This window comes from Methanohalophilus profundi (genome assembly GCF_004137855.1).
GTDB lineage: Archaea > Halobacteriota > Methanosarcinia > Methanosarcinales > Methanosarcinaceae > Methanohalophilus > Methanohalophilus profundi.
Window position 1 is genome coordinate 711279 of the sequence record NZ_QBKB01000002.1, and the last position, 25611, is coordinate 736889.

The following is a 25611-nucleotide window of genomic DNA, read 5'->3' on the forward strand; positions in this document are numbered from 1 at the left end:
AGTATGGAAATTGAAGACATTAATTTATAAAATGAATATTAAAAAACGTATTTTTCAACGATTACTGATACCTTTTTGCCTGTCAATCTCTGAAGCTATGGCTTCCAGCTCATCAAACATGCGCTCGGAGTCTTTGCGCATTTCATGTACTGCTGCCTTCAGGCTTCCCCCCCTTAGATAAAGCAGGCGTTTTTCACGGTAAACAAGTCCTGCCTTTACCAAATTTCTTACATGGTGATTAACACGGGAGAGATTTATGCCAAGAGCTTCAGCTATCATTCCGATGAAACACGTTCATTCTCGGCAATGTTATCAAGCAAAGTCATTACGATCTGGTTTGCCGTGTTTTCTATATCCCTTCCCGAAGACAGACCAAAACTATTACATAACCAATTCAAATCTTTATCAGGATCTTTCTCCCTGGGTTTTTCCAGATTTACCAAAACAATCTGCCGGCTCATAAGAGATGATTAACAAAATAATAGTATATAAAAATAACTGTTTTATGTAGACATGATATCTACAAAACACGTATGAACTGCATAAAAAACAAAAAGTTTAAATAATAGACTTCCCATTAAGATTCCATACTGACCGAGTCGATCTGAAAAGGTCAGGAGGACAAAGCATGAACATAAAACCAGTTGGAGAAAGAGTTCTTATCAAACCCATTAAGGAAGAGGAGGTCACTTCCGGAGGAATATACATCCCGGAAAGTGCCCAGAAAGAGAAAAAGGAAGGAAATATTGTAGCCGTAGGCACATATGAAGACGGTAAAGAATTACCGGTCAAAAAAGGCGACCATATCATCTATGGTGGATTCCAGAGTGATGAAATGGAAATGGACGGAGAGAAATACCTATTCATAGATTTCAAGGACGTACTTGCAATTGTTGAGGAATAAATTATCGGAGGATGTAAATGACTACTAAACAGATCACTTCGACGAAAATGCCAGACAGGCTTTACTGAGAGGTATCGACAAGGTATCCAACACCGTTAAAGTAACTCTTGGGCCCAAGGGCAGAAATGTTGTGCTTGATAAATCAGGCAATCCTACAGTTACCAATGACGGCGTCACAATTGCCAAAGAAATCGAGCTGAAAGACAAGTTTGAGAATATGGGAGCAAAACTTGTCAAAGAAGTCGCTTCACGCACACAGGATAATACAGGAGACGGAACAACTACAGCAACATTGCTGGCACAGGCAATGATCAGTGAAGGCATACGTAATATTACGGCGGGCGCCAACCCTATTGAGATCAAAAGGGGAATCGATAAAGCAACCGCTAAAGCCGTTGAATACCTGCAGACCCAGAGCAAGGAAGTAAAGGATAAGGAAAGGATCATACAGGTAGGAACAATTTCTGCCAACAATGATGAGGAAATAGGCAAACTGATATCCGATGCTATGGACAAAGTCGGGTACAACGGCGTAATTACTGTGGACGACTCCAAAACAATGGAGACAACCCTGGAAGTTGTTGAAGGTATGCAGTTTGACAGAGGATATGTCTCACCTTATATGGTAACAGATCAGGAAAAAATGATTTGTGAACTTGAGAATCCGTATATCCTTCTTACAGACAAGAAAATCAATAACGTAAACCAGATAGTACCTGTACTTGAAAAAGTCGCACAGGAAGGAAAACCTCTCCTGATAGTCGCACAGGATGTAGAAGGGGATGCACAGTCAGCCCTTATTCTCAACATAATGAGAGGATCCCTGAAAGTCAGTGCTGTCAAGGCCCCTGGATTTGGTAACGACCAGAAGGATATGCTGGAAGACCTTGCCATCCTTACAGGCGGAACTGTTGTCAGTGAAGACAAGGGAATGAAACTAGAGGATGTCACCGAAGATATGCTCGGAAGTGCTCACAAGGTCAGTGTGGACAAGCAGAAGACCACTATCATCGAAGGCAAAGGAGACAAAAATGCCATCGAAAGCCGTATGGAAATGATAGAGTCCCAGATCAATATCACTGATGCTGATTACAAGAAGAAGGAACTGCAAAAAAGACTGGCCAAACTCGGAGGTGGCGTGGCAGTAATCAAAGTTGGTGCTGCAACAGAAACCGAACTTGAAGAAAGGAAGATGAGAATCGACGATGCCCTCAATGCCACTAAAGCCGCCGTTGAAGAGGGAGTAGTTGCCGGTGGCGGAGTGACCCTGTTCCATGCAATCCCATATCTGGAAAAAATTGAACTCGAAGAAGACCAGATGGTAGGTGCCAATATCGTGAAAATGGCTCTTGAAGCACCCCTACGCCAGATCGCACACAATGCAGGCAAGGAAGGTGCCGAAGTAATAGCACTTATTAAAGCCGAAGCTGATGAAGAAGTGGGCTACAATGTCAAAAAGGACACTGTAGAAAATCTTTACAATGCAGGTGTGATAGACCCGACAAAGGTAGTCAGAAGCGGCTTACAAAATGCATCATCCATTGCAGGAATGGTACTCTCCACCGAAGCCCTTGTCGCTGAATACGATGAGGAAAAGGATGAAAATGCACCTGCAATAATAATCTGATGGCACCGGACAAGCCCTGCTATCTTGCAGGGCTTTTTTTTTGAGGCATTACACTTCGGGGGGAGAATGTCTTCAGAAAAGCACTCCAAAAGTATAAAGCCCTGAAATATTGAATTGAATAATGGAGGATCAGTATGGACCTGAATAATTTCACACAGAAAGCCCAGGAGGCAATACAAAATTCCCGAACCATTGCTGCAAGATATTATCATCAGCAGATTGATTCGGAGCATCTATTCCTTTCTCTTCTGGAACAAAGGGAAGGACTTGTGCCTTCTTTGCTCGACAAGATGAACATTTCCAGTGCAATGGTAAAAGAACAACTCGAAAAACACATGTCAGGGCTTGGGCAGGTATCAGGTCCGGGAAGCGAGAATGTTTACTTCACCCAGAAAGCCATCCGGGTACTGGATAATGCTGCATCCCTTGCGAGTAAGATGAATGATGAATATACCAGTGTAGAGCATATACTGGTAGCCCTGGCCCGGGAAAGGGGCAGCTACAGTAAGGAACTGCTCGAGGAATTCGGGGCAGATGAAGAGCGTCTGAACCAGGCGATCAAGGAAATCAGGGGGAATCGCAGAGTGACATCAGAAAACCCGGAGGATACATATGAACCTCTGGAAAAATACGGCATAGATTTTACAGAACTTGCCAACCAGGGAAAACTTGACCCGGTAATCGGCAGGGATCATGAGATCAGGCATACGATAGAAATACTGTCCCGCCGCAGGAAGAATAACCCGGTACTTATCGGAGAGGCAGGTGTGGGTAAGACTGCCATTGTAGAAGGACTGGCACAGCGTATTGCAAAAAAGGATGTCCCCGATGCAATGAAGAACAAACGTATTGTGGCTCTGGATATGGGATCCCTTGTAGCAGGAGCCAAATTCCGGGGAGAATTTGAGGAAAGGCTCAAGGCAGTCCTGAAGGAAGTGGCCGAATCCGAAGGCCAGATTATACTGTTCATCGATGAATTGCATACCATTGTAGGAGCAGGAGCCACTGAAGGTGCAATGGATGCAGGCAACCTGCTCAAACCTATGCTGGCCAGGGGAGAACTGCACTGTATAGGTGCAACTACCCTTGATGAATACCGGAAATACATCGAGAAGGATGCAGCCCTGGAGCGCAGGTTCATGCCAGTGATGGTGAATGCACCGGATGTGGAAAACACAATCTCTATCCTGAGAGGGCTGAAAGAGAAATATGAAGTCCATCACGGAGTACGGCTCAAGGACAGTGCCCTGGTTGCAGCCGCCGTGTTGAGTGACCGGTATATCTCGGACAGGTTCCTGCCTGACAAAGCCATAGACCTGCTGGATGAGGCAGCATCGAAGGTCAAGACTGCCATCGACAGCAAACCGGCCAGCCTGGATGAAGCAGACAGGAAACTGATGCAACTTGAGATCGAGAAGGAAGCCCTGAAAAAAGAAAAGGATGCTGCTTCAAAGGAAAGGATGCAGAACCTGGAGAAAGAGATCTCAGAAATCCGGGCCGAATCCGACGCAATGCGCACTCGCTGGGAAAACGAGAAGGCTACCATTGCAAAACTGAACAGCATCAAAGAGCAGATAGATGATACCAAGACCCAGCTGGAACTGGCAGAGACAGAAGGCGATTTTGAAAAGGCATCCCGCCTGAAATACGGCACTCTTGTCCCCCTCCAGCATGAATACGAGGAAGAGGAAAATCGTCTGAAGGAAAAGCAAACCAATATGCTTCTCAAGGAAGAGGTGGACGAGGAAGATATTGCACATGTAGTAAGCGAGTGGACCAGAATCCCGGTAACCAAGCTCATGGAGGGAGAGAGGGAAAAACTGGTGCATCTGGAGGATCGCCTGCATGAAAGAGTGATCGGCCAGAACGAGGCAGTAAAAGCCGTTTCAGATGCTGTGATCCGTGCCCAGGCGGGAATAAAGGATCCCCGCCGGCCAATCGGCAGTTTCATCTTCCTGGGACCTACCGGTGTGGGTAAGACCGAACTCGCCAAAGCCCTTGCAACTGAGCTTTTCGATAGCGAAGATCATATGATCCGCATTGATATGTCCGAGTACATGGAAAAACACACAGTTGCAAGGCTTATCGGTGCTCCGCCGGGCTACATCGGTCATGATGAAGGGGGCCAGCTTACCGAAGCCGTACGCAGGAATCCCTATTCGGTCGTCCTGTTTGATGAGATCGAAAAAGCCCATCACGATGTATTCAATATCATGCTCCAGTTGCTCGATGACGGTAGATTGACCGATTCAAAGGGCAGGACTGTGGATTTCAAAAATACGATCGTGATCATGACCTCCAATATCTGTGTGGATTACGCCATCTCCAAACTGGAAGAAGGAGTTGCCTACAGCAAGATGCAGGAGACGGCCATGAACGAACTCACCAAACACTTCAGGCCGGAATTCCTCAACCGTATCGACGAGATTGCAATATTCCGCGCCCTTACCAAGGACCAGCTGACATACATCGTGGATATCAAGATAGAGGACCTTGTGCAGAGGCTCAAAGAGCGCAGGATCGATCTTGAAATCACTGACCGGGCGAAGAAATACCTGGGGGATGCTGGCTACAGTGAGACATACGGTGCAAGACCTTTGAAAAGGGTCATCCAGAACGAACTTGAAACCGAGATAGGCAAACGTATTGTCAGTGGAGAGGTAATGGAATCCGATACTGTTGTTGTCGATGCCGATGAGCGTGGTCTTAACTTTGAGGTCAGAAAGGGAGAAGAACATACATGATCTCCCTTTTTCTTTTTGAATTAACTTATTTTTCATAATACTGTCTGGGAATTCTCATTATAGGAGATTCCAGATATAGCATCAGGGACAGAAACAGGATAGTGGAGAATATCCACATATAGGAATTGAGCAGGAAATAGGACAGTATTGTTGAGAAAAATAGCATTGATACAGCACCCATGACCTTGGGACCGCGGAGTTTGGGATAAGGATGATCACTGATCATTAGATAGCACAACAGCACGACCAGGCCGAAGATTACCCAGCTATAGATATACTGGGGGGCAAGCAGGGCATAGGATGATAAAACCACAGCAGAAGCCGTGATTGGCAAACCTTCAAAATCCGGGATCGTTTTTTTCTTAGTGTTGAAACGGGCAAGCCGCAATATTCCACAAACCAGATACATGCAGGCAAAAACACCCGCTGCATATCGCAGAGGACCTGATATACCTAAAAAGATCAGGCATGCAGGAGCCACTCCGAAAGAAACAGCATCTGCAAGGGAATCAAGATATTCCCCCATTGGACCCTGACTGATGGTACGTGCCAGATAACCATCCATCCCATCGGCTACCGCTGCAACCAGCACAAAAACAAAACCCAGCTCAATCTGTCCACTAAAGGCTGCGAAGATAGCTAAAAGTCCGAAAACAGCGTTTGTTAATGTCATTATGTCCGGCAGGACCAGGTCCTTGAAGATATCCATCCATTACCTCTCATGATGTGGGGTTTTTGCAATTTTGGTATCGCCCGCATACACCTTATCCCCTTTACTGACACAAATATCAAATCCTTCAGGGATAGTAACATCCACCCGGGACCCCAGCCGTATCATTCCAATCTTTTCTCCCTGCAGGATTTCATCCCCTTCCTCCACATAGGTAACTATCCGGCGCACCAGGAAACCAGCTATCTGGGTTACTTCAATTTTTCCAACGGATGTCTGCAGCAGGATATTTGTTCTCTCATTGCGTGAGGAATCCTTGGTAAATGCCGGCAGATAGCTTCCTTTAAAGTGTTTTACAGATAAAACTTTACCGCAAAAAGGAGCGCGATTTACATGAACATTATTAATGTTCATGAAAATGCAAACCTTACGGCCCCTGATATCCGAAATTTTACCATCGGCCGGGGCAAGGATACAGCTTTTACAGAGAGGGGAATCCCGCTTAGGATCACGGAAAAAGAAAACAAAAAATACTGTCAGCAAGCCAAACCCAAAAGTAGAGTAGAGGAATATTTCCCAGCCGGAAAACAGGCTCAAAAAGAAAGTATTTCCGCCCAGCAGAGGCACATCCTGCATTGATTGAACGTCAAATATCTGCAATCGCGAAGTTACATACATAAATCCCATTGCAATTGTGAGCAATGAGGCCGTAAAGACCCAGCTATGAGAACCTTTTGCAAGCATTTACCTGTTTCCTGCAATTTTTTCAATAATGTCCTTTAACCTGAACCTTGAAAGGGACACAAGTCCATCAATCAGATCGAAGAGTTGGGGAAGAATCTTCAAAACAGCATAACCAATTACAAAGAGGGCTACCGCTGAACCCATCTTGGCAATCATATGGTGGGCAATCTCAAAACTTTCTGCTCCAAACCATTGATCCCCATAAGCTATAATTACAAAAACATCACGAAAAATATTCAGTATATAAATAACCGGTACTGAAACCATAAATGCCTGGAACAATTTAGAAGCGGGCGCCCTGACAGAAACGATAAGGCCGCTAAAAAGGGCAATACTTTCAATAGCAGTGCAGGCAAGGATAATCTCCACTGTATATCCGTTGTAGGAGAGCAGGTTCCAGGAATCCTGAGTAACTTGATAGCCCAGAAGACCAAGAACCCAGGTGATGTTATCCGTAACAGTAGCAATAATCCAGTAATTAAGTGAAGGCAGCTGGGCAAAAGGAAAATAGAAAAGCGAACCTATTGCAGTAGCGCTGGTCACCATTGAAGTAATATCCAGATTCATAACCGGCAGGGTCTTTGATCTGTACTCATCTACCATCGAGTAAGCCATCATAAGACAGAAGCAGGCAATCATTATTGTAAGGAATACATTGAAATAATCATTGATTTCCATGTAATGGATTGGCTGGTAAGCCCAGTGCGCACCAAAAGTAATCCATCCAAAAGCACCTATCAGTTTACGATAGGATAATTTACCGGGAAGAATAACTGAAAGAATCATTAATCCTATTGCTATCAATAAAATGTAGTCTGTCATTTTGGAAGCACCTTAATAAGTATCCAATCTTAATATAGTATCTATCCTATTAAGGTTTTGTCAGAATGAGACCGAAAACACCCCTGCTAACAGTTGATGGCGTAATCATATTAAACGGGAAGATAGTACTTATTAAAAGGAAAAATGAACCTTACAGGGGGTCGTTTGCCCTGCCGGGTGGTTTTGTAGAGATTGGTGAAACCACAGAAGAAGCGGTAAAGAGAGAAGTAATGGAGGAAACGGGTCTTCTAATCGAAATACTCAAATTGGTTGGTGTATATTCAGACCCTTCCCGTGATCCCAGGGGCCACACAGTATCCGTGGCCTACCTTGCAGTAGGCAAAGGCGAACCAAAGGCAGATACAGATGCTGCAGACGTTGGATGTTTTGATCCCAACAACCTGCCAGAGCTCGCTTTTGACCACCAGCGGATCCTAAATGATGCAGGAGATGATATTGATGGAATTTTGTCCGAAATGTAAGAGTATGATGTTTCCCAGTGACGGGGACCTTAAGTGTCGCAAATGTGGATATGAGAAAAGCAGGGAAGAAGGCGCAGAAACCATTGTTTCGAAAACCAAACGTGATGAACGTGAGGTTACAGTGCTTGAGGAAAATGTCGATGAAGGGTTACCTACAACCCTTGCCCAGTGTCAGGAATGTGGAAATAACAAAGCATACTGGTGGATGCGACAACTACGTTCAGCAGATGAATCGGAGACCAGGTTTTTCAAATGTACAAAATGCAGTTACACCTGGAGAGAATATGACTGATATCCTCCGACAAAATAAAAACTTATATAACCTGTCGCGTATAATGATTTTCAGATTTTAAAATAATCAGGCGGAGCGACAAAATGTTAGAGGCAACAATTGATGCATCACTTCTGAAAGATTCCATTGAATCATTATCTGTATTGGTTGACGAAGCCCGAGTACACATCTCACCCGAAGGTATCGGCGTGAAAGCTGTGGACCCGGCCAACGTTGCCATGGTCAGCTTTGAACTTCAGGCTGATGCCTTTGATGAATACCAGGCAGAGGAAAGCGAGATTGGCTTAGATCTTACAAGAGTACTGGACATATTGGGTGTCGCAGAAAAAACGGACAAAGTGAAGATGAAACTGGAAGAGGATTCCAGGAAACTCTCCATAAGCATTGGCGGAATATTATATACACTTACATTGCTTGACCCATCCACTATCCGTGCAGAACCCAGGATCCCACAGCTTGAACTGCCTGCAGAGATCGTTGTGAACGGTAAAGGATTCAGCAGGACCATAAAAGCAGCCGAGAAAATAAGTGACCATATGTCAATGGGAGTTGAAGGAGAAACCTTCTTCCTGGAAGCAGAAGGCGACACAGATCGTATGCGTCAGGAAATGCCCCGTGATGAACTGATAAGCATCACTCCGGGACCTGCACGATCATTATTTTCCCTGGATTACCTTTCTGACATCGCAAAACCTGCCTCAAAATCCAATGAGGTAACCCTCCAGATAGGTAATGATTTCCCCATCAAAATCAATTTTGAAATTGCAGGAGGAAGGGGCAAGGTCGGATATCTGCTGGCCCCCAGAATAGAGTCTGAGTAAATTATGGAAAGGGCAGAACTTGCACTGTACCCCTTTACATCCGCCGCTTCGCAATATGTCGGAGAACTGGATTTTGATCTGGATCGCCTTATAAATTCAAGGGCGTTCCAATCAGCCAGACTCAGGGGCGAGGAAAGATTAATCCAGTCTCTGACCATGGGCATCAGCAAACCCTCCCTTACAAATACAGATGAGGGACGGGTACTCACAGAACTTCTTTCCTACCCTTATGCAAGAATACTCGTATCCTGCCTGAACGATTCCTACCTCAACCGTAAATATTCTCATGCTGAAGCCGAAGCTGCACATTCCCTGCTGTTAGAGAGAGAAGATTTTTTTCTCAGGGAAATAGGAGAAGAATTCGGAATCCATGCCAAACAGCACGAAAGAGGCTTCCATTTACATTTTGCGGATTTCTTGAAATATTCCACAACCCTCAAAGCAATTGAGTGGAAACTGATAAACCAGAGAATGGTACATGGCAACGTTTTTTGTTGAAAGAAAAGATTTTGCCCGATTGCTGCAGGAAGCAATTAAAAAAAGTATTCATGACAGCCTGCCTCTCAAAGTTCCCGAAAAGACCTGCACCGATTGTTCAGGTGCACTGTCAAGATTGAAAGAACTACTCCAGCAAAAGAAAGGCGATATTGAAAGTGGACAGATAGGAGAAGTAGACAGTAAACTGTTCCCCCCATGCATCAATCATGCCATCAATAATGTTCGCACGGGGGTAAACCTTGCTCATTCAATGCGTTTTGCAATGACTTCCTTTTTGACAGGTATCGGCATGACAGTGGATGATATAATCAACATGTTCAATGTGTCCCCGGATTTTGATGAAGAAAAAACACGATACCAGATTGAACATATTGCCGGTTCCTCAGGTACAAAATATACTCCTCCTTCATGCAGTACCATGAAGACTTACGGCAATTGTCATGGAGCCGATGAACTTTGCAAAAGAATCAATCACCCCCTGAACTATTATCGCAGGAAAATGTGGTATAAAAATAAATTAAAAAAGCCTGCAAATACAAAAGAAAAGAAAGAGACAGAGTAACTGGCATAAATCACAGCACTCGTCTCATTTTGCACCCCTTCCCACCATTGCACTGATAGTATCACTGGAAAGGATCCCTACAAGACAACCTCTGTCATCAACCACAGGAAGGGCCGAGATTGCATTATCTTCCATAATGAGAGCTGCACTGGAAAGGTTTTCATAGGGATGGGATGTCAAAATATCCCGTGACAGTATTTTTTCGATGGAACTTATCTTGTTGGCAACAGCCCTTGTGATATCCCAGGAAGTTACTATACCAGTAATACGGCCACTTGCTTCCAGAATCGGAATATGTGTTGCATTTTTCAAAATCATTAATTGCGCCGCCTCTTCCAGCGTGCACCCTTCATGGAGAGTCGACACGTCCTCCGACATGACATCTCCCACAGTAAGATGGCCCAGGAAAGTGGATAGAAGATAATTTAATTGCCCTTTTTCTAGCAAAAAGGCATCATGACCAAAATGGGAAATGAGTTTACGATACTGCACATTTATATCATTGGAACCCAACGCCTGAACTATTTCCTCGGACTGATAAGAAGGATAAAGCCAATCCGAAGAGATAGAAATAATCATAAATTCTGATTCTATATTGCTGAAACTTTTTGCAAGGGAAAAACCATTACTTAGATCAAAATTGTCAACTGCTCCGGTAAGATAGAGATAGGAATTAGGGTCAAAACGGCTGGTAAAAGTGTCACCCTGATGATGTAGATAACTCTCCACCTGGAACATTTCGTTTTCCCTGATATCCCTCCCAAACTTATCATGCATGGAATCATCGCTCAGGTAAGTGATGTGTCCGATCATGCGTGCAAGGGAAAGGCCCTGTTTGGGCAATTCCCCACCATAATAATCCCCATCATTCCAGTAGGGGTCTCGTATTATTGCCTGTCTTGCAACCTCATTAAAGGCAATCTGCTGGGGCGAGGAAATTGCCGTGGATGCAAGTACAATGGCTTTTTTCATGAAATCCGGGTAGGAAACGGTCCACTGCAGAACCTGCATGCCTCCCATGGAACCCCCTGCTATGGCATAAAGGCCGGAAATACCCAGATTATTAAGCAATGTGTGTTGCAGGTTTACCATATCTTCAATAGTGATACGGGGAAAAGACAGGCCATACGGCAGACCGGATTGGGAATTGGTGGAGGCCGGGCCTGTGGTTCCCTTACATCCCCCGAGGACGTTAGAGCATATTACAAAATATTTAGTGGTATCAAAAGATTTCCCGGGCCCGATTACAATATCCCACCAGCCCGGTTTTTTATCCTCTTCATGCCAGCCAGCAGCATGAGCATCCCCGGTTAGCGCATGACATATAAGAATTACATTGGATTTATCAGAATTAAGTTTGCCATAGGTCTCATAAGCTATGGAAACCTCTGCCAGTTCATCACCACTCACAAGCCGGAAGGGTTCTTTTAGACGATGATGTTTTGTTTCCACATAACCTACGGACCTTTCGGTCATACATCCACCTCGTTCAACGCCTGGTCAAGGTCTGCTATCAGGTCTTTTGCATCCTCGATACCAATGGACAAACGGATGTAATCAGGCGTAACACTGGTACTTGCCTGTTCTTCCGGTGTCAGCTGCTGATGGGTGGTGGAAGCGGGGTGGACAACAAGGCTCTTTGCATCCCCGATATTGGCAAGATGGGAGAACAGCTCAAGATTTTCAATGAATTGTTTACCGGCTTCAAGTCCTCCCTTGATGCCGAATCCAACTATCGGTCCGAAACCTCCTTTGAGATATCTTGCAGCCCTTTCATGACTGATATGATCATCAAATCCCGGATAATTCACCCATGCAACTTTCGGATGGTCTTTTAGAAAACGTGCGATCTCAAATGCATTTTCAGAATGCTTTTTCACACGCAAGAAAAGGGTCTCCAGTCCTTGCAGGAAAAGGAACGAATTAAAAGGACTTACTGCTGCTCCCAAATCCCTTAACCACTGGACCCGGGCCTTCAGGACAAAAGCAACGTTACCCATTTCCGGAACATCCTTGAACGCATCCCAGTACACAAGACCGTGGTAGCTCGGATCGGGTTCTGTGAACTCAGGGAATTTGCCGTTATCCCAGTCGAAATTGCCTGAATCGATAATGACACCTCCCAGGGAAGTACCGTGGCCACAGACATACTTGGTGGCGGAGAGGACAACTATATCGGCCCCGTGTTCAATGGGTTTAACAAGTCCGACACCCACAGTATTGTCCACTACCAGCGGCATGCCTGCCTCATGGGCAATGGCTGCAATTGCTTCAAAATCCGGTACATCGAGTTTGGGATTTCCTATGGATTCGATATACACAGCCCGTGTATTCTCATTTATAGCCTGCCTGAAAGCTTCCGGATTAGTGGAATCCACAAAGGTTGTGCTCCGTCCCAATTTGGGGAAGGTATGATTGAATAACTGGTATGTCCCACCATAGAGATTATCAGCAGCCACTATCTCATCACCCAGACGGGTAATTGTCAGCAGGGCAAGGGAAATGGCAGACATTCCGGAGGAAACAGCCAGGGAACCAGTACCACCTTCAATAGCAGCCATCCTTTTTTCAAAGACATCGCTGGTAGGATTCATCAGGCGAGTGTAAATATTGCCAAATTCCTTCAGGGCAAAAAGATTTGCCGCATGTTCTGTATCATCAAAGACATAGGCTGTTGTCTGGTAGATCGGAACAGCCCTTGAACCCGTGGTTGGATCCGGTTCCTGTCCTGCATGTATGGAAAGGGTCTCCGGATTATAATTATTTGATCTGCTCATTGTTTACACCTCAATTGACATTAAGGTTATATTTTACTGCTATTTCCTTAAATGCATCTGAAAGATAGTCTATCTTTTCCCTGCTGAGGCCATAGGTATTCAGTTTCCATACCCTGGTAGCGCCCGGGAACGCCCGGATAGTCCTTTTTTGAAATTTCGCCAGTCGGAAAAAACATAGCATGGATTTTTCAGATGAAAATTATAAAGAGGTGATAAAGGCACCCATATGGTGCCTGCAATTCACAATGGTGAATTAACAATTGTGATTTGTCCTTCTTTATAGATATACTTTTTGGGAAATAAACAAAAAAAGGTAAAGTCACTCCTGATCGGCAGGACAGGCATCATCCGCCCTGAGCTGGCGGCAAATGTCACAGAACCTGTGAGAGAGATCATCAACCACACCCTCCTGGATATCGACCGCCAGACTGGCTATGGAAACTTTTATTTCGTCATCAAATTCTATCCTGTAACCTCTTTTTTTAGTAAGATACTGGGAAACCGCTGAAGGAGCCATCCCGAAAAGCCTGGCCACTTCCTGCTGGGTCACACCGTTATCCACCAGTTCTTTTGCAAGGGCAGCCCTGATAGCAGGCAGGACATCCCATACCACAACCTGACACGGAGTTTCAATTTTCATATTCTCACGCTTCATTTTCTATTGATATTAACCTACAGGTATATCACTATTGTGAAATAAACCTATTAAACATAGAATACAAAATAACCAGAAAATGAAAAAGGAAACGACAATAAAATTTTGGAGGAAAACCGATGCTTGATGATACTGAAAAAGAACTGTACAGCCGCCAGATAATGATGTTCGGTGAAGATGGCCAGGAGAAACTTAAAAATGCAACCGTACTGGTAGCCGGCTGTGGCGGCCTGGGTTCACCAATTATGCATTACCTTGCCGTTGCCGGTATAGGCCATATCCGGTTTATCGATAAGGACACTGTCGAACGAAGCAATCTCAACCGACAAATACTGCACTGGCATCGGGATATAGGAAAATCCAAAAGCCAGTCTGCTGAAGAAAAACTTGCAGAACTTAATCCCGGTATCAGGCTGGAAGCTTTCAATACAGAAATCAATGCTGAAAACGTAGATGAATTGATACAGGGAGCAGACATAATCATAGATGCACTGGATAACTATGAAACACGAATGTTGCTCAACAGGGCTGCAATCCGGCAATCAGTACCCCTGGTCCACGGTGCCGTCCATGGATTCCACGGGCAACTCACCACAGTCATTCCGGGAAAAACACCCTGCATCGAATGTCTGATCCCTGAAAAACCCCCGAAAGAAGTATTTCCAATCATCGGTTGCACTGCGGGTGTCGTGGGAACCATGCAGGCAAATGAGGCCATAAAGTACCTCCTTGATGAGGAGGGATTGCATACCGGACACATTGTTATGTGGGACGGTAAAAATGGGACACTGGAGAAAATGAAAATCTGTCGCAGGTCAGACTGTCCTGAATGCGGCCATCTTTAAGGAAGAACATGCCTGATAATAAGTTAAAGGAACTGGAAAGGATCATAAAAGACACCGGCCCCATGGCAATTCTTTTTTCCGGTGGTGTGGACAGCAGCCTGCTTGCAGTTGTGGCCAGGAAAGTACTGGTAAAAGATTACATCTGCATCCTTCTGGATTCACCCCTTATCCCGAGGAGTGCAGTTAACAGTGCCAGAAAAATTGCAGATGAAAACAGTTTAGAATTTCACGTACTGAATTTTAATCCCCTGAAATACCAGGACATACTTAATAATTCAAAGGATAGATGTTATCATTGTAAAAAAAAGATCATAAATACTGCAAGAAAATATGCATCTACCCTTGGGTTTACAATTGTTGCCGATGGAACCAATGTATCGGATACACATACATTACGACCTGGTCTTGCTGCTTGCAGGGAAGAAGGGATATTCCATCCATTCGTTTCTGCAGGCATCAGTAAAGCGGATATCAGGCAAATTGCCAGACAGGAAAAATATGATTTTTGGGACCTGCCTTCGTCTGCCTGCCTGGCCTCACGTATACCCTATGGCGAAATGCTGGACCGTGGAAAACTTGGAAAAGTTGAACAGGGAGAAGATATTCTGCACAGAAGGGGATTTTTACAATGCCGGATGAGGTTGCATGACGGGGGAACCCTTGCCCGTATAGAGGTCCCCGCAGAACAAATACCGAAAATTGTCCTGAAAAAAGATGAACTGGTCAGACAACTGAAAACTACAGGGATCACCCATGTCTGCCTGGACCTTAAAGGTTACAGAAGCGGCAGCATGGATGAGACCTGAGATCAGCGTTGTTTGTACTTGCGACAGCTGTTCACAAAATCATCTACCGGGAATGAGCCGGGGTGGGCATGCATGTAACTTGCCACTGAATTGTGTTCATAGATACCATCCATACCATCAACAATTCCTTTGCCACGCTCCATAGTGTAAGCCAGGCGGCTGTCAGACGCACAATCTGTTACAGAGTAATGGAATTCATGACCTCGTACTTCTCCCCTGAATATGGGGGAATTAGCATGTCCTTTGGTGTAGCCCAGTGCCTGCAATTTTTTCGTCATGACGGTCTCGGCAGGAAAAAGATCAGCCAGTTTATAGACCCTGTCCTCTATTTCATAGGATGTGCAGAGATATTGCAGACCGCCACATTCCCCATAGATTGGCATCCCATCTGCTGAAAGGTCCTTTAGTTTGTGAGTTGTCCGCGACTTTTCAAGTTCTGCTATGTGGAGTTCGGGATACCCGCCTCCGAAGTACATGCCGTCCACATCAGGGATTTCACCTTCAAGCGGACTGAAGAATTTGATTTCAGCCCCGGACCTGCGGAAAGAGTCCAGCATGTCCTGATAGTAGAAACAAAAAGCACTGTCCATTGCAACGCCTATTGTCACATCGGCCTCCTTGTCGGGTATGCATTCCTCAGGGGCAGCCGGGAGAGGTTCGTTTGCCAGGGATAGCACACTATCCAGATCAATGTTCTCTTCAATGAAATTACCCAGTTTTTCCAGATCATAATCCCGCTCATCAGCCATGTGCAAACCAAGATGGCGGGAAGGGACGGTCAGGTCCTGGTTACGGGGCAGGGCACCAACTACCGGCACATCTCCCAGGGCATCCCTGATCATTTGAGCATGTCTGGGACTTCCCACGCGGTTGAGAACCACACCATCGATACGTACATCACTGTCAAATTCAGAGTAGCCTTTGATGAGAGCCGCAGCACTTCTGGACATGCCGTGCACATTGACTACAAGGATCACAGGAACACCCAGGGATTTGGCCACATGAGCCGAACTTGCAAGATCGGAGGAATTCATTCCGTCAAAAAGACCCATGACGCCTTCAACGACCCCTATATCCGCATCATTATAACTGCAATGAAAACTCTGCCTGACACCTTCTTCACCCATCATGAACGTATCAAGGTTCCTTGAAGGCCTCCCACAGATTGCGGTATGATGAGTGGGATCGATGTAATCCGGCCCCACCTTATAGGGCTGGACGTGCATTCCCCGACGGGTCAGGGCCGCCATGATACCCATGGAAACGGTTGTTTTACCAACTCCGCTGTGTGTGCCTGCAATAACTATTGATTTTTTCATGGGACAAGTTGGTTTGATTTGGTATTTAAAATATGGGGCAGTAAGCTTCACTGTTACCGGATAAACTTAAGTTTATATACCCCCTTCACCATCCCAAATTAAACACCAATTACCGATATAGCATGACTCCTGAAAAACAGCTCACAGATTCCTACGGACGCACTATAAAGAGCCTCAGAATATCGATTACTGACAGGTGTAATCTCAATTGTATTTATTGCCACAATGAGGGTAATATGAAAGTGGCAGATGAAATGTCAGCCCAGAAAATATCTGGTATCATCAAAGCAGCCAGTCTGTATGGAGTGGACAGGGTGAAATTTTCCGGCGGAGAGCCGCTTGTCCGCAGGGATTTCGAGGATATACTGAAAAGCCTGCCCCCATTGAAGGATGTATCTGCAACTACCAACGGGATACTGCTGGAAGAGAGAGCCCGGAGTCTCAGGGATGCAGGATTGGACCGGATAAATGTAAGTTTGGATAGTGTTGATGACAAAAACTACAGTTTGATTACTGCAGCAAATCCAGGTGATGTATATAAAGTACTCAGGGGAATCGAAAAAGCAATCGAAGTTGGCCTTACTCCTGTAAAACTGAACATGGTAATGCTCAAAGGGATCAATGAAGACAAAATCGACCAGATGCTTGAATTTGTCCGTAAACACAAAGGCAATATCATACTACAACTCATACAGCTAATGGATTTCCAGGATGTTGTAAAATATCAGGTTGACGTGGAAGGAATTGAAAAACAGCTTGAAGAAAGGGCCGATGAAGTCCGGGTACGTAAAATGCACCGCCGCAAAAAGTACATCATCGACGGTGCTGAAGTTGAAGTAGTAAGACCCATCGACAATACTGAATTCTGTGCCAATTGCAACCGTCTGCGTGTGACAGCCGACGGGAAACTCAAACCATGCCTGTTGGTTAATGATAATCTTGTGGATACAAAAGGTGCAAATTCAGAAGATATTCCACGATTGCTGGAGGAAGTTGTGAAAAAAAGGGTGCCTTATTACAGAGGAACGTAACTGAAAGATAACAGGTAAGATTGTTACCTGAAATTTATCTCGATATCCTCCTCAAATGCATCATTCACATGTGAGATCAATTTCGATTTTGTATTTTCCAGCTGCTCTTTCAGGGATTCCAGATGTTTTGTTTCATCTTCCAGTTTATCCTGTATGGAAGCCAGTGCATCTTGCTTTTTTGAAATATCCTTCTCCATGGAGGTTTTCTGGCGATACACATCCATCCGGTCCAATTGGCCCCTTAACTGCTTGAGCCTGTTATCGTATTTCTTTTTATCCTCATACAAGGATGTGAGAGAAGATAAAGTTTTTATTGAATGTACCTGTTCAAGGGTCTTATCTTTCTTTTTATCCTTCAGACCAAGTGAATCATCTTTTAGCCTCATAATCAACTCATCATAGAGTGGATCCAGATTGTGATCCAGCGCTGAGACAGGATCTTTCATGACAATACCAAGTATATTGCGCACTTGTGGCGATAGGGTATGAATTCCATTTTCATCCTGCTTTTTCATTCTGGATAATGCCTTGGACAATGGGGTGAACATTCGTTTAATATCAGCTTCTACATTCAGGACCTGTTGCCTGACATCGTCAATTTCACTGTTAATTGCTTCTGCCCGTGGATATTCAGAACCTTCAATCAACTCTTCAAGATCTGATTTTGCATCCCGCAGCTTTTCATCCAGGGAGGTATACTTATTCTCTAATTCCTGAATTTTATCCCGACGATCTATTATTTCAGATTCCAGATTATGGATATCTTCAATGTCTTCAAATACATTGCTGATCATTTCCAGCTTATTCCGGGGCTTTTCAATTGTCGAAAATAAATCACTTAAAGCATGGTTAAGGTTTGCAAGGTCACCGTTTATTTTGTTATATTCAGCTGGATAGAGGCTTTTTGCATAAAGCATGCTTTTCGGGTATTGTCCAGAAAAGTATCCATATGGGAAACCGATTCAATATAGAAGGTATAGGCCTCCTCTATAGAATTGTCGTGAGGGACAATAATTTTCTCATCGAGTATATCCAGATTATCAACAATAACATCCCGATTTGAATCTCCGATTTTATCCATTTTCTTATCAGCTGATTCAATCGGTGTTGCGGCCAGGAAGGCCTTTTTGTCGACCCTGAGCTGCTCAAGATTATTGTCAACTACGGAGTAAATATCACTTATAAGGGGTTTTACAGAGTTAGCCTCCCTTTCATATCTGGTTTTACTCCATTCACGGAGATTTTCAAATTCCAGATGTAATTCTTCAGGCTCATCCTTACTCTTACCAAATAGTTTCTTGAGGAAATCCATATATTCAGATGAAAAAACACGGTGATTTCTTAAAAAGATTCTGCATGAAGAAGAATTGAAACATAAATATTAAATCAACTCCCGGACATCAGGTTCAAATTAGAATCTCTAATACATAAAGAGAAGGATACGAAGAAAAATAAATATTGGAAACCATTCTATATGCACAAAAGGGAAGTGTCAAAAATGAAAGTCGAACTCAATGTTGATGGTAAAAATATAGAAATAAACGATTTTGTTCAGAAATTCCTGGGAAAAACTGCAGCCGCGTCTGCAGAAAGTCTGCATGGTGTCGACCCGACCTGGAAAGATATCGACATCCATATCAAAAAATAATCAAAGTAATTTTTCTATTTCCGAATTGTCCACCCGGGAAGTTGAATCCAGACTCAGAGGTGTTATAGATATGTGCCCCTTCTGGATAACTGCATGCACATCGGTACCTTCTTCACCCTCTGGTATGATGTCACCTGCCAGCCAGTAATACGGCCTGCCCCTGGGATCATGACGCTCCTCCACTTCCATATTGAAAAACTTCCTTGCAAGACGGGTTATCTCAATCTCGGTATCTTCTTCCACATCATGCGGCAGGTTTACATTCAAAACATCCACATTTTCAGGCATTCCATGTTCCAGAACTTTTTTTGCGATCCGGTTTACTACCTTGATACCAACCTCAAAATCATGTTCATAGTCCCTTAAATCATCGAATTTAAGTCCCTGTTCTATGACCTGAATGGAAACCGCAATTGCCGGGATACCATAACTTGCACCTTCCAGAGCTGCACCTACGGTGCCTGAGGTAGTGGCGGTATCAGTACTGATATTTTCCCCGATATTGAATCCCGATACAATCAGGTCGGGTTTTTCCTTCATAACCGAAAAGATCCCCAGTATCACTGAATCCGTGGGAGTGCCTCCTATTGCATGAGCTTCAACGCCATCAATCTTTGTACGGTTGATTCGCAGGGGTTCAAAAATAGAAATTGACCGCCCTACACCGCTTTGCTGGAAAGCCGGTGCAGCAATCGTCACATCGCCCAGTGAATCCACACTTTTGTAAGCAGCACGTATACCAGCGGAATACACACCGTCATCATTGGTCAGCAGAATTTTTTTCGACATGAAAAGCCAGATTGATCTTAAGGGTTTTAAAGGTAATGAATTGAATAAATCAGTAATTTCTCCACTTGGAATATTCAGCGACAAAGCATTCGATGATATCTTCCCGTGTCAGATTCTCTATATCACATTCATGGACAGTACCGTTGCGAAGTAATATTTCCACCTTACGGATACGTGGCTGCTCTTCATCTGCATGTTCAGGAAAAGCAAAGCCAGCCTTCTTGTAGGCCCGCCCTCTTATCTCAAAATAAAATTCCTCAACCTGTTCATCGGGGTTTTTATCGGAAGGGGCATAAACGGTCAGAGAGGCAGAATTCATTCCGGTATCATCCACATTAACCTCAACATTTCTGCCATATTTTTCAATTTCCTTTTTCAGGTCGTCATAGGCAGGAAATACCACATGTTTGAAAAAATCCCTCATATTGAGTTCTGCAAACCTGACATTCATTCCCTGCGTAGTTATTTCCCCGGAATTTTTCTTTTCCGTCTGGAAAATATCCCGCAATTTTTTTTCCCACATGTTCATTTGGATCCCCCACTGAAAAGTTCTCTTACCAGTTGTTTAGCTTTTTCCGGCGGTTTTTTTTCCGAATCTATAACCCTATAACCATCAGATTCGGCTTTTAGTCCCTTCGATATACTGTAACACATCAGAATTAAAACTACACAGAACGGCAGAGCCGTGGTAAGAGCAGCTGTCTGCAACCCCACAAGTCCCCCGGTCAACAGGAGAACAGCTGCAACAGCACCCTGAAGCAGGGACCAGAACAATCTCAGAGGGATTGCCGGTTTGGGATCTCCTCCTGAGGAAAGGATGGAAATCACAAGAGAACCCGAATCAGAAGACGTGACAAAGAAAGTCATTACAACAATCGTTGCAAGAGCCGAACTTAGCAATGAACCCGGTAATTTATCTAACAGGACATAAAGGGCTGTCGGAATACTTGTCTGGACGGCATTTATAATACCTCCATTGCCAAAAACCTCCATATGAATTGCCGTGTTACCAAAGACGATAATCCAGATGAAAGTTACAATTGCAGGAGCAAGCAGTACTCCCCTGATAAATTCCCTGATTGTACGGCCCCGCGATATACGTGCAATGAACATGCCAACAAAAGGTGACCAGGAGATCCACCAACCCCAGTAGAACATGGTCCACATTTTCTGCCATTCCAGGCCAGTGAACGCATCGGTCTGGAATGTAAGATAAACAATGTTTTGCAAATAGTAACCTATACTTTGTACATATGAACTCAAAAGGAAAACAGAGGGACCGACGATAAAGACGAATATGACAAGGGTAAGACCCAGCAGGATATTGACCTGACTCAATATACGTATTCCCCTGTTCAGACCCGACATCACAGAAGTAGTGGCTGCAAGAGTTATGAATACAATCAGCAATATCTGGTTATTTATAGACACCGACATCAGGCCAAGATAATCCATTCCTGCATTAATCTGCATTACACCCAGACCCAGTGAAGTGGCAACACCAAACAATGTGCCAAAGATGGCCAGCACTTCTACAATGTTTCCACGTATTCCATATATCCTGTCACCAAACAATGGATACATTGTAGAGCGAATGGTCAGCGGCATATCGTGCCTGTAGGAAAAATATGCAAGGGAAAGCCCCACAACAATATATATTGCCCAGGCATGGAGCCCCCAGTGGAAAAAAGTGAGATTCATCGCTTCAACTGCTGCTTCAATTGTACCCGGTGCGGCATCCCGCGGTGAAGCGAGATGAAGAATTGGTTCTGCAACACTATAGAAAAGCAGCCCTATGCCCATACCCGCACTGAAAAGCATTGCAAACCAGGTAGTATCCTTATATTCCGGCCGATCCGAATCCTTGCCCAGCCTGATGGAACCATAGGGACTGAAATATAGCCAGATAACAAATAGGAGGAAAAATGCAACTGAGAGAATGTAGAACCAGCCAAAATTTACTACAATCGTATTTTGTAACGTTCCAAAAATTTCAGATAACCTTTCTGTAAAAAAGACGCCCATGACCACAAAAAATAATACCAGAACTGCCGATACATAAAAAACATGAGGATTTATCTGAAACCCGGGACTTGCTTTTATCTGCATGTTGCCTCCGACCTATAATGTACTGGTACAGAGACAAATTACAAAAAGTTGTGATTATATATTTACTGATTCATGCAAAAAGAAGGGAAGGAAAGGAAAGAAGGAGTTCAATCATTCAGGGAAAATGGAGTTACTAACTTTGCATAATTCACTTCGTGAATATTCTCATTTTCGGAAATGTCACCCACAAACTGGGCTCCATTGACTTCATAGTCACCCATTCCATACGTAGTTTCAAATTATTCTTCCGCTGTAACAGGATCACAGAGATATATTTGGAGCTCACCATTTGAATCAAGGAATACAGACGGATGAACACCGGTTTTTTCATAATCTTCTACTGCACCCCTGAAAACCATTGACATGTAATTGATAGTCTGCATTAATATCATCTCCTCAATAAAAGTAACTACTTATGGACATTCATATAATCCAAATGTACACAAATTGGTCAAAAAAGAGCGTATTGATGGATGTCTGTGTTCAAAAAATATGATATAATAAATATAAATATCGAATAATAACTGATTGAGAAGTGTATATATGAGAAATATTTTTAAACATGGGGGCATTAGGCATAAGAATCTAAGGCTCTATTGTTACGATTAACTATTCAATTTGGGATTATTATGCTTGAAGAGGAATACGATATAAATTTCTTCTACGAAAACGGTTTTATCAGAAAACAGTGCCAAAAATGTGGCAGTTATTTCTGGACCCGTGACAGAGACAGGGATACATGCGGAGATGCACCCTGTGACCCATATTCATTCATCGGCAACCCCGTCTTCAAGAAAAGTTTAATCTTGCACAGATGAGGGAGTTTTATCTTAGTTACTTTGAGAAAAATGGACACACACGTATTGAAAGATATCCTGTGATAGCACGCTGGAGAAATGATATCTATCTGACTATCGCCTCCATAGCAGATTTCCAGCCCTTTGTAACTTCCGGACAGGTTGCCCCTCCTGCAAACCCACTCACCATATCACAACCATGCATTCGTCTTTCTGACCTGGATGCGGTAGGAAGAAGTGGCCGCCATCTGACTACCTTTGAGATGATGGCACATCACGCATTCAACAAAACGGATAATGAGATCTACTGGAAAGACCGGACAGTACAGCTCTGTGACGGCCTGCTCAACGAGCTTGGAGTAGATCCCTATGCTGTAACCTATAAAGAAGAACCGTGGGCAGGTGGCGGAAACGCCGGTGCCTGTGTTGAAGTTCTCATAGGTGGTCTGGAAGTGGCAACCCTTGTGTTTATGAATCTCCAGCAATCCAAAGACGGAGATATCGTGATTAAAGGTGATACTTACAGGAAAATGGACAATTACATAGTGGACACAGGCTATGGTTTGGAAAGGCTGGTATGGGCATCCCAGGGAACCCCTACTGTATACGATGCCATATTCCCGGAGGTTGTTGGGGAACTCATGGAACTGGCAGGTGTGGAGCATCGGCTGGAAGATGAGGATTATGCAAATATTTTATCCCAGAACGCCCGGCTTGCAGGCCTGATGGATGTAAGCGAAAAAGCAAACCTGCTGGAATTGCGCAAACTGGTAGCTTCAAACATAGGAATTACTGCTGACAAACTGGGCACCATAATGGAGCCCGTGGAAACGGCATATGCCATTGCAGACCATGCCCGTTGTATAACATTCATGCTGGGTGACGGAATTATACCTTCAAATGTCAAAGCAGGATACCTTGCAAGACTTGTGATCAGACGCACAATGAAGATGATGCAGGACCTTGATATCAAAATCCCGTTATCAGATATTATACAGATGCATATCAACCATCTCCCTGAATACCCTGAATTCGCCGACAGATTTGATGTAATAAACGATATACTGGATAATGAAGAAAAGAAATTCCAGGAAACCCTGCAGCGCGGGAAGAAACTCATACAAAAATCTGCAAAACACTACAAAAAGAAGGGAGAAAAAATGCCTCTTGACACTGTTATTGACATGTATGACAGTCATGGCATACCAGCTGAGATATCCAAAGAAGCTGCATCTGAAGTTGGAGTGGAAGTCGAACTACCCGATAATTTTTACTCCCTTGTAGCTGAACGCCACAGCAAATCCGTACAGAAAGAGGAAAAAGAAATCCCCTATGCAGATCGTCTCAAGAAACTCCCTCCTACAAAACGTCTTTTCTACGATGAACCAAACCGAATGGAATTTGAAGCTGTTGTTCTTGATGTTTTTGACAATAATATAGTGCTTGACAGCACGCTTCTCTATCCGGAAGGAGGGGGACAGCCGCCAGACCATGGCACATTCATGGTAGATGATGCCTTACTCAAAGTGATTGATGTCCAGATATTTAACGGGGTGGTCATCCATACCATAGAAGAGATCGAAAATGAACTTCATATTCGAAAAGGTGATATGGTTACGGGTAAAGTGGATGTTAAGCGTCGCATGGCACATGCAAGAAATCATACTGCAACCCATATAATAAATGATGCAGCGCGACAGGTGCTGGGAGAACATATCTGGCAGGCGGGTGCACAGAAATTCGCCGACCGTGCAAGGCTTGATATTTCCCATTACAAAAGGATTGTTCCTGAAGAAATCAATGAGATTGAGATGATTGCAAACCAGATGGTAATGGAGAACAAGCGAGTAATAAGCGAGTGGATGGATCGCAGTATCGCCGAAAAAAGATATGGATTTAGCCTTTACCAGGGTGGAGTACCACCAGGCGATCGTATTCGTGTACTGCATGTAGGAAGCGATATTGAAGCCTGCGCAGGAACCCACTGCACCTTTACCGGACAGGTCGGCACCATCAAGATTCTGAAGACAGAACGGATACAGGACGGAGTAGAACGTATTGAATATGCAGCCGGCGAAGCTGCTGTTGTAGCTTTGCAGGCAAGGGATAAACTCCTCAGAAGTTCTGCAGAAACTTTGAGGGTATCTACCGAACAACTACCGTCAACCATTGAACGTTTCTTCTCTGAATGGAAAGAATTTAAGAAAGAAAACACCCGGCTCAAGAAAGAACTGGCAGAGTCCCGCGTAAACCACTTAATTGAAAATGCTGAACATCTAAAGGATATTCGCTTTATACATTCAAGAGTCGACGGTGCAGATGCAGATGAACTTACCCGAATGGCAGGAGAACTTGCTTCAAGTGATGATATTGTTGCATTACTCATAAGTGATTATGAAGGTGTCAAGATCGCAGCTGCTGCCGGTGACAGTGCAGTATCAAAAGGGGTTAACGTAGGAAACATCGTACGTGAAATAGCAAGTCTAACCGGCGGAGGTGGAGGAGGTAAACCTTCGATGGCACGTGGCGGAGGTCAGGATAGTTCAAAGATTGAAGAAGGTCTTGCGCTGGGTCGCCGGATGATAGAAGACCAACTCCGGGATTAATCAAAAATGTTTGGGATTTATTATGATGTGAACAGAAGTCCCAAACATTAATATTCTAAAACG

The 25611-nt window shown here is 44.1% G+C and carries 26 protein-coding genes and 2 pseudogenes; 13 read left to right on the forward strand and 15 right to left on the reverse strand.

Going from position 1 to position 25611, the window contains the following annotated elements; genetic code table 11:
• Positions 1-54: 54 nt before the first annotated feature.
• Both C9889_RS11120 and C9889_RS11125 read right to left on the reverse strand, forming a co-directional pair.
• On the reverse strand, positions 55-279 hold the full coding sequence (locus C9889_RS11120) for a winged helix-turn-helix transcriptional regulator (RefSeq protein ID WP_318531514.1): 225 nt from the start codon (positions 277-279) through the stop codon (positions 55-57).
• A complete protein-coding gene (locus C9889_RS11125; protein WP_318531515.1) occupies positions 276-461 on the reverse strand; it encodes a hypothetical protein in 186 nt (61 codons plus the stop codon). The genes C9889_RS11120 and C9889_RS11125 overlap by 4 nt, the downstream gene beginning before the upstream one ends.
• Positions 462-628: 167 nt before the next feature.
• Between C9889_RS11125 and groES the strand changes: the two genes are divergently transcribed.
• The 3 genes and pseudogenes from groES to clpB all read left to right on the forward strand — a co-directional run bounded on the left by groES (position 629) and on the right by clpB (position 5275).
• Positions 629-904, forward strand: coding sequence for a co-chaperone GroES (gene groES / locus C9889_RS03750; RefSeq protein ID WP_129597283.1), 276 nt, complete (start codon positions 629-631; stop codon positions 902-904).
• A gap of 17 nt (positions 905-921) precedes the next feature.
• Positions 922-2531 (forward strand): annotated as a pseudogene (gene groL / locus C9889_RS03755) (chaperonin GroEL).
• Positions 2532-2665: 134 nt separating this feature from the next.
• On the forward strand, positions 2666-5275 hold the full coding sequence (gene clpB, locus C9889_RS03760; RefSeq protein ID WP_129597285.1) for an ATP-dependent chaperone ClpB: 2610 nt from the start codon (positions 2666-2668) through the stop codon (positions 5273-5275).
• Positions 5276-5300: 25 nt separating this feature from the next.
• Here the strand turns inward: clpB and C9889_RS03765 are convergent, their stop codons facing one another.
• From C9889_RS03765 to artA, 3 genes are read right to left on the reverse strand one after another with little or no spacing between them, the layout of a single operon-like run.
• Entirely contained in the window at positions 5301-5984 is a 684-nt protein-coding gene (locus tag C9889_RS03765) for an archaetidylserine synthase (RefSeq protein WP_129597287.1), read from the reverse strand.
• Positions 5985-5987: 3 nt separating this feature from the next.
• Positions 5988-6689: a phosphatidylserine decarboxylase gene (locus C9889_RS03770; protein WP_129597289.1), complete on the reverse strand. Its 702-nt coding sequence runs from the start codon at positions 6687-6689 to the stop codon at positions 5988-5990.
• Entirely contained in the window at positions 6690-7511 is an 822-nt protein-coding gene (artA, locus tag C9889_RS03775) for an archaeosortase A (RefSeq protein WP_129597291.1), read from the reverse strand.
• A gap of 65 nt (positions 7512-7576) precedes the next feature.
• Here artA and C9889_RS03780 point away from each other — a divergent pair, with 65 nt between their 5' ends.
• From C9889_RS03780 to C9889_RS10345, 5 genes are all read left to right on the forward strand, one after another.
• The gene (locus C9889_RS03780) at positions 7577-7993 is read left to right on the forward strand and encodes an NUDIX domain-containing protein (protein ID WP_129597293.1); all 417 of its coding nucleotides are present in this window, start codon (positions 7577-7579) and stop codon (positions 7991-7993) included.
• Entirely contained in the window at positions 7971-8285 is a 315-nt protein-coding gene (locus tag C9889_RS03785; protein WP_129597295.1) for a transcription factor S, read from the forward strand. The genes C9889_RS03780 and C9889_RS03785 overlap by 23 nt, the downstream gene beginning before the upstream one ends.
• An 83-nt stretch (positions 8286-8368) precedes the next feature.
• A complete protein-coding gene (locus C9889_RS03790) occupies positions 8369-9106 on the forward strand; it encodes a DNA polymerase sliding clamp (protein WP_129597297.1) in 738 nt (245 codons plus the stop codon).
• Positions 9107-9109: 3 nt separating this feature from the next.
• Positions 9110-9604, forward strand: coding sequence for a hypothetical protein (locus tag C9889_RS10340; RefSeq protein ID WP_225419970.1), 495 nt, complete (start codon positions 9110-9112; stop codon positions 9602-9604).
• Positions 9585-10166 carry a DNA primase large subunit PriL gene (locus C9889_RS10345; RefSeq protein ID WP_225419971.1) on the forward strand — a complete coding sequence of 194 codons (582 nt, stop codon included), beginning with the start codon at positions 9585-9587 and terminating at the stop codon, positions 10164-10166. Before C9889_RS10340 ends, C9889_RS10345 begins: the two co-directional genes overlap by 20 nt.
• 24 nt (positions 10167-10190) lie before the next feature.
• Here the strand turns inward: C9889_RS10345 and metX are convergent, their stop codons facing one another.
• The 3 genes from metX to C9889_RS03810 all read right to left on the reverse strand — a co-directional run bounded on the left by metX (position 10191) and on the right by C9889_RS03810 (position 13598).
• The gene (metX, locus tag C9889_RS03800; RefSeq protein WP_129597298.1) at positions 10191-11642 is read right to left on the reverse strand and encodes a homoserine O-acetyltransferase MetX; all 1452 of its coding nucleotides are present in this window, start codon (positions 11640-11642) and stop codon (positions 10191-10193) included.
• Complete coding sequence (locus C9889_RS03805) at positions 11639-12943, reverse strand: O-acetylhomoserine aminocarboxypropyltransferase/cysteine synthase family protein (protein ID WP_129597300.1); 1305 nt, start codon at positions 12941-12943, stop codon at positions 11639-11641. The genes metX and C9889_RS03805 overlap by 4 nt, the downstream gene beginning before the upstream one ends.
• Positions 12944-13262: 319 nt before the next feature.
• Positions 13263-13598, reverse strand: a complete 336-nt coding sequence (locus C9889_RS03810; protein WP_129597302.1) for a transcriptional regulator — start codon at positions 13596-13598, stop codon at positions 13263-13265.
• Between the two features lie 119 nt (positions 13599-13717).
• Between C9889_RS03810 and C9889_RS03815 the strand changes: the two genes are divergently transcribed.
• Both C9889_RS03815 and larE read left to right on the forward strand, forming a co-directional pair.
• On the forward strand, positions 13718-14443 hold the full coding sequence (locus C9889_RS03815) for a HesA/MoeB/ThiF family protein (protein ID WP_129597304.1): 726 nt from the start codon (positions 13718-13720) through the stop codon (positions 14441-14443).
• Between the two features lie 8 nt (positions 14444-14451).
• Positions 14452-15249 (forward strand): ATP-dependent sacrificial sulfur transferase LarE, encoded by a 798-nt coding sequence (gene larE / locus C9889_RS03820; protein WP_225419972.1) that lies wholly within the window; start codon positions 14452-14454, stop codon positions 15247-15249.
• Between the two features lie 2 nt (positions 15250-15251).
• Here larE and C9889_RS03825 read toward each other — a convergent pair whose 3' ends face one another.
• A complete protein-coding gene (locus C9889_RS03825; RefSeq protein WP_129597308.1) occupies positions 15252-16568 on the reverse strand; it encodes a cobyrinate a,c-diamide synthase in 1317 nt (438 codons plus the stop codon).
• Positions 16569-16690: 122 nt separating this feature from the next.
• Between C9889_RS03825 and moaA the strand changes: the two genes are divergently transcribed.
• The gene (gene moaA / locus C9889_RS03830; protein WP_129597310.1) at positions 16691-17599 is read left to right on the forward strand and encodes a GTP 3',8-cyclase MoaA; all 909 of its coding nucleotides are present in this window, start codon (positions 16691-16693) and stop codon (positions 17597-17599) included.
• Positions 17600-17622: 23 nt separating this feature from the next.
• On the opposite strand, the gene C9889_RS03835 is transcribed toward moaA, so the two are convergent.
• Together C9889_RS03835 and C9889_RS10350 are read right to left on the reverse strand one after the other, a co-directional pair.
• Complete coding sequence (locus tag C9889_RS03835; RefSeq protein WP_225419973.1) at positions 17623-18516, reverse strand: coiled-coil domain-containing protein; 894 nt, start codon at positions 18514-18516, stop codon at positions 17623-17625.
• Positions 18471-18911, reverse strand: a complete 441-nt coding sequence (locus C9889_RS10350) for a hypothetical protein (protein WP_225419974.1) — start codon at positions 18909-18911, stop codon at positions 18471-18473. Before C9889_RS10350 ends, C9889_RS03835 begins: the two co-directional genes overlap by 46 nt.
• 186 nt (positions 18912-19097) lie before the next feature.
• Between C9889_RS10350 and C9889_RS10045 the strand changes: the two genes are divergently transcribed.
• On the forward strand, positions 19098-19247 hold the full coding sequence (locus C9889_RS10045) for a hypothetical protein (protein ID WP_225419975.1): 150 nt from the start codon (positions 19098-19100) through the stop codon (positions 19245-19247).
• Here C9889_RS10045 and surE read toward each other — a convergent pair whose 3' ends face one another.
• The 4 genes from surE to C9889_RS10050 form a co-directional block, all read right to left on the reverse strand.
• Positions 19248-20036, reverse strand: a complete 789-nt coding sequence (surE, locus tag C9889_RS03840) for a 5'/3'-nucleotidase SurE (protein WP_394342228.1) — start codon at positions 20034-20036, stop codon at positions 19248-19250.
• 49 nt (positions 20037-20085) lie between these two features.
• The gene (locus C9889_RS03845) at positions 20086-20565 is read right to left on the reverse strand and encodes a hypothetical protein (RefSeq protein ID WP_129597312.1); all 480 of its coding nucleotides are present in this window, start codon (positions 20563-20565) and stop codon (positions 20086-20088) included.
• On the reverse strand, positions 20562-22145 hold the full coding sequence (locus tag C9889_RS03850; protein ID WP_129597314.1) for a BCCT family transporter: 1584 nt from the start codon (positions 22143-22145) through the stop codon (positions 20562-20564). Before C9889_RS03850 ends, C9889_RS03845 begins: the two co-directional genes overlap by 4 nt.
• Positions 22146-22384: 239 nt before the next feature.
• Complete coding sequence (locus tag C9889_RS10050) at positions 22385-22528, reverse strand: hypothetical protein (protein WP_164999270.1); 144 nt, start codon at positions 22526-22528, stop codon at positions 22385-22387.
• A 246-nt stretch (positions 22529-22774) separates the two neighbouring features.
• Here C9889_RS10050 and alaS point away from each other — a divergent pair.
• Positions 22775-25548: pseudogene (alaS, locus tag C9889_RS03855) on the forward strand (alanine--tRNA ligase).
• Positions 25549-25611: the final 63 nt, after the last annotated feature.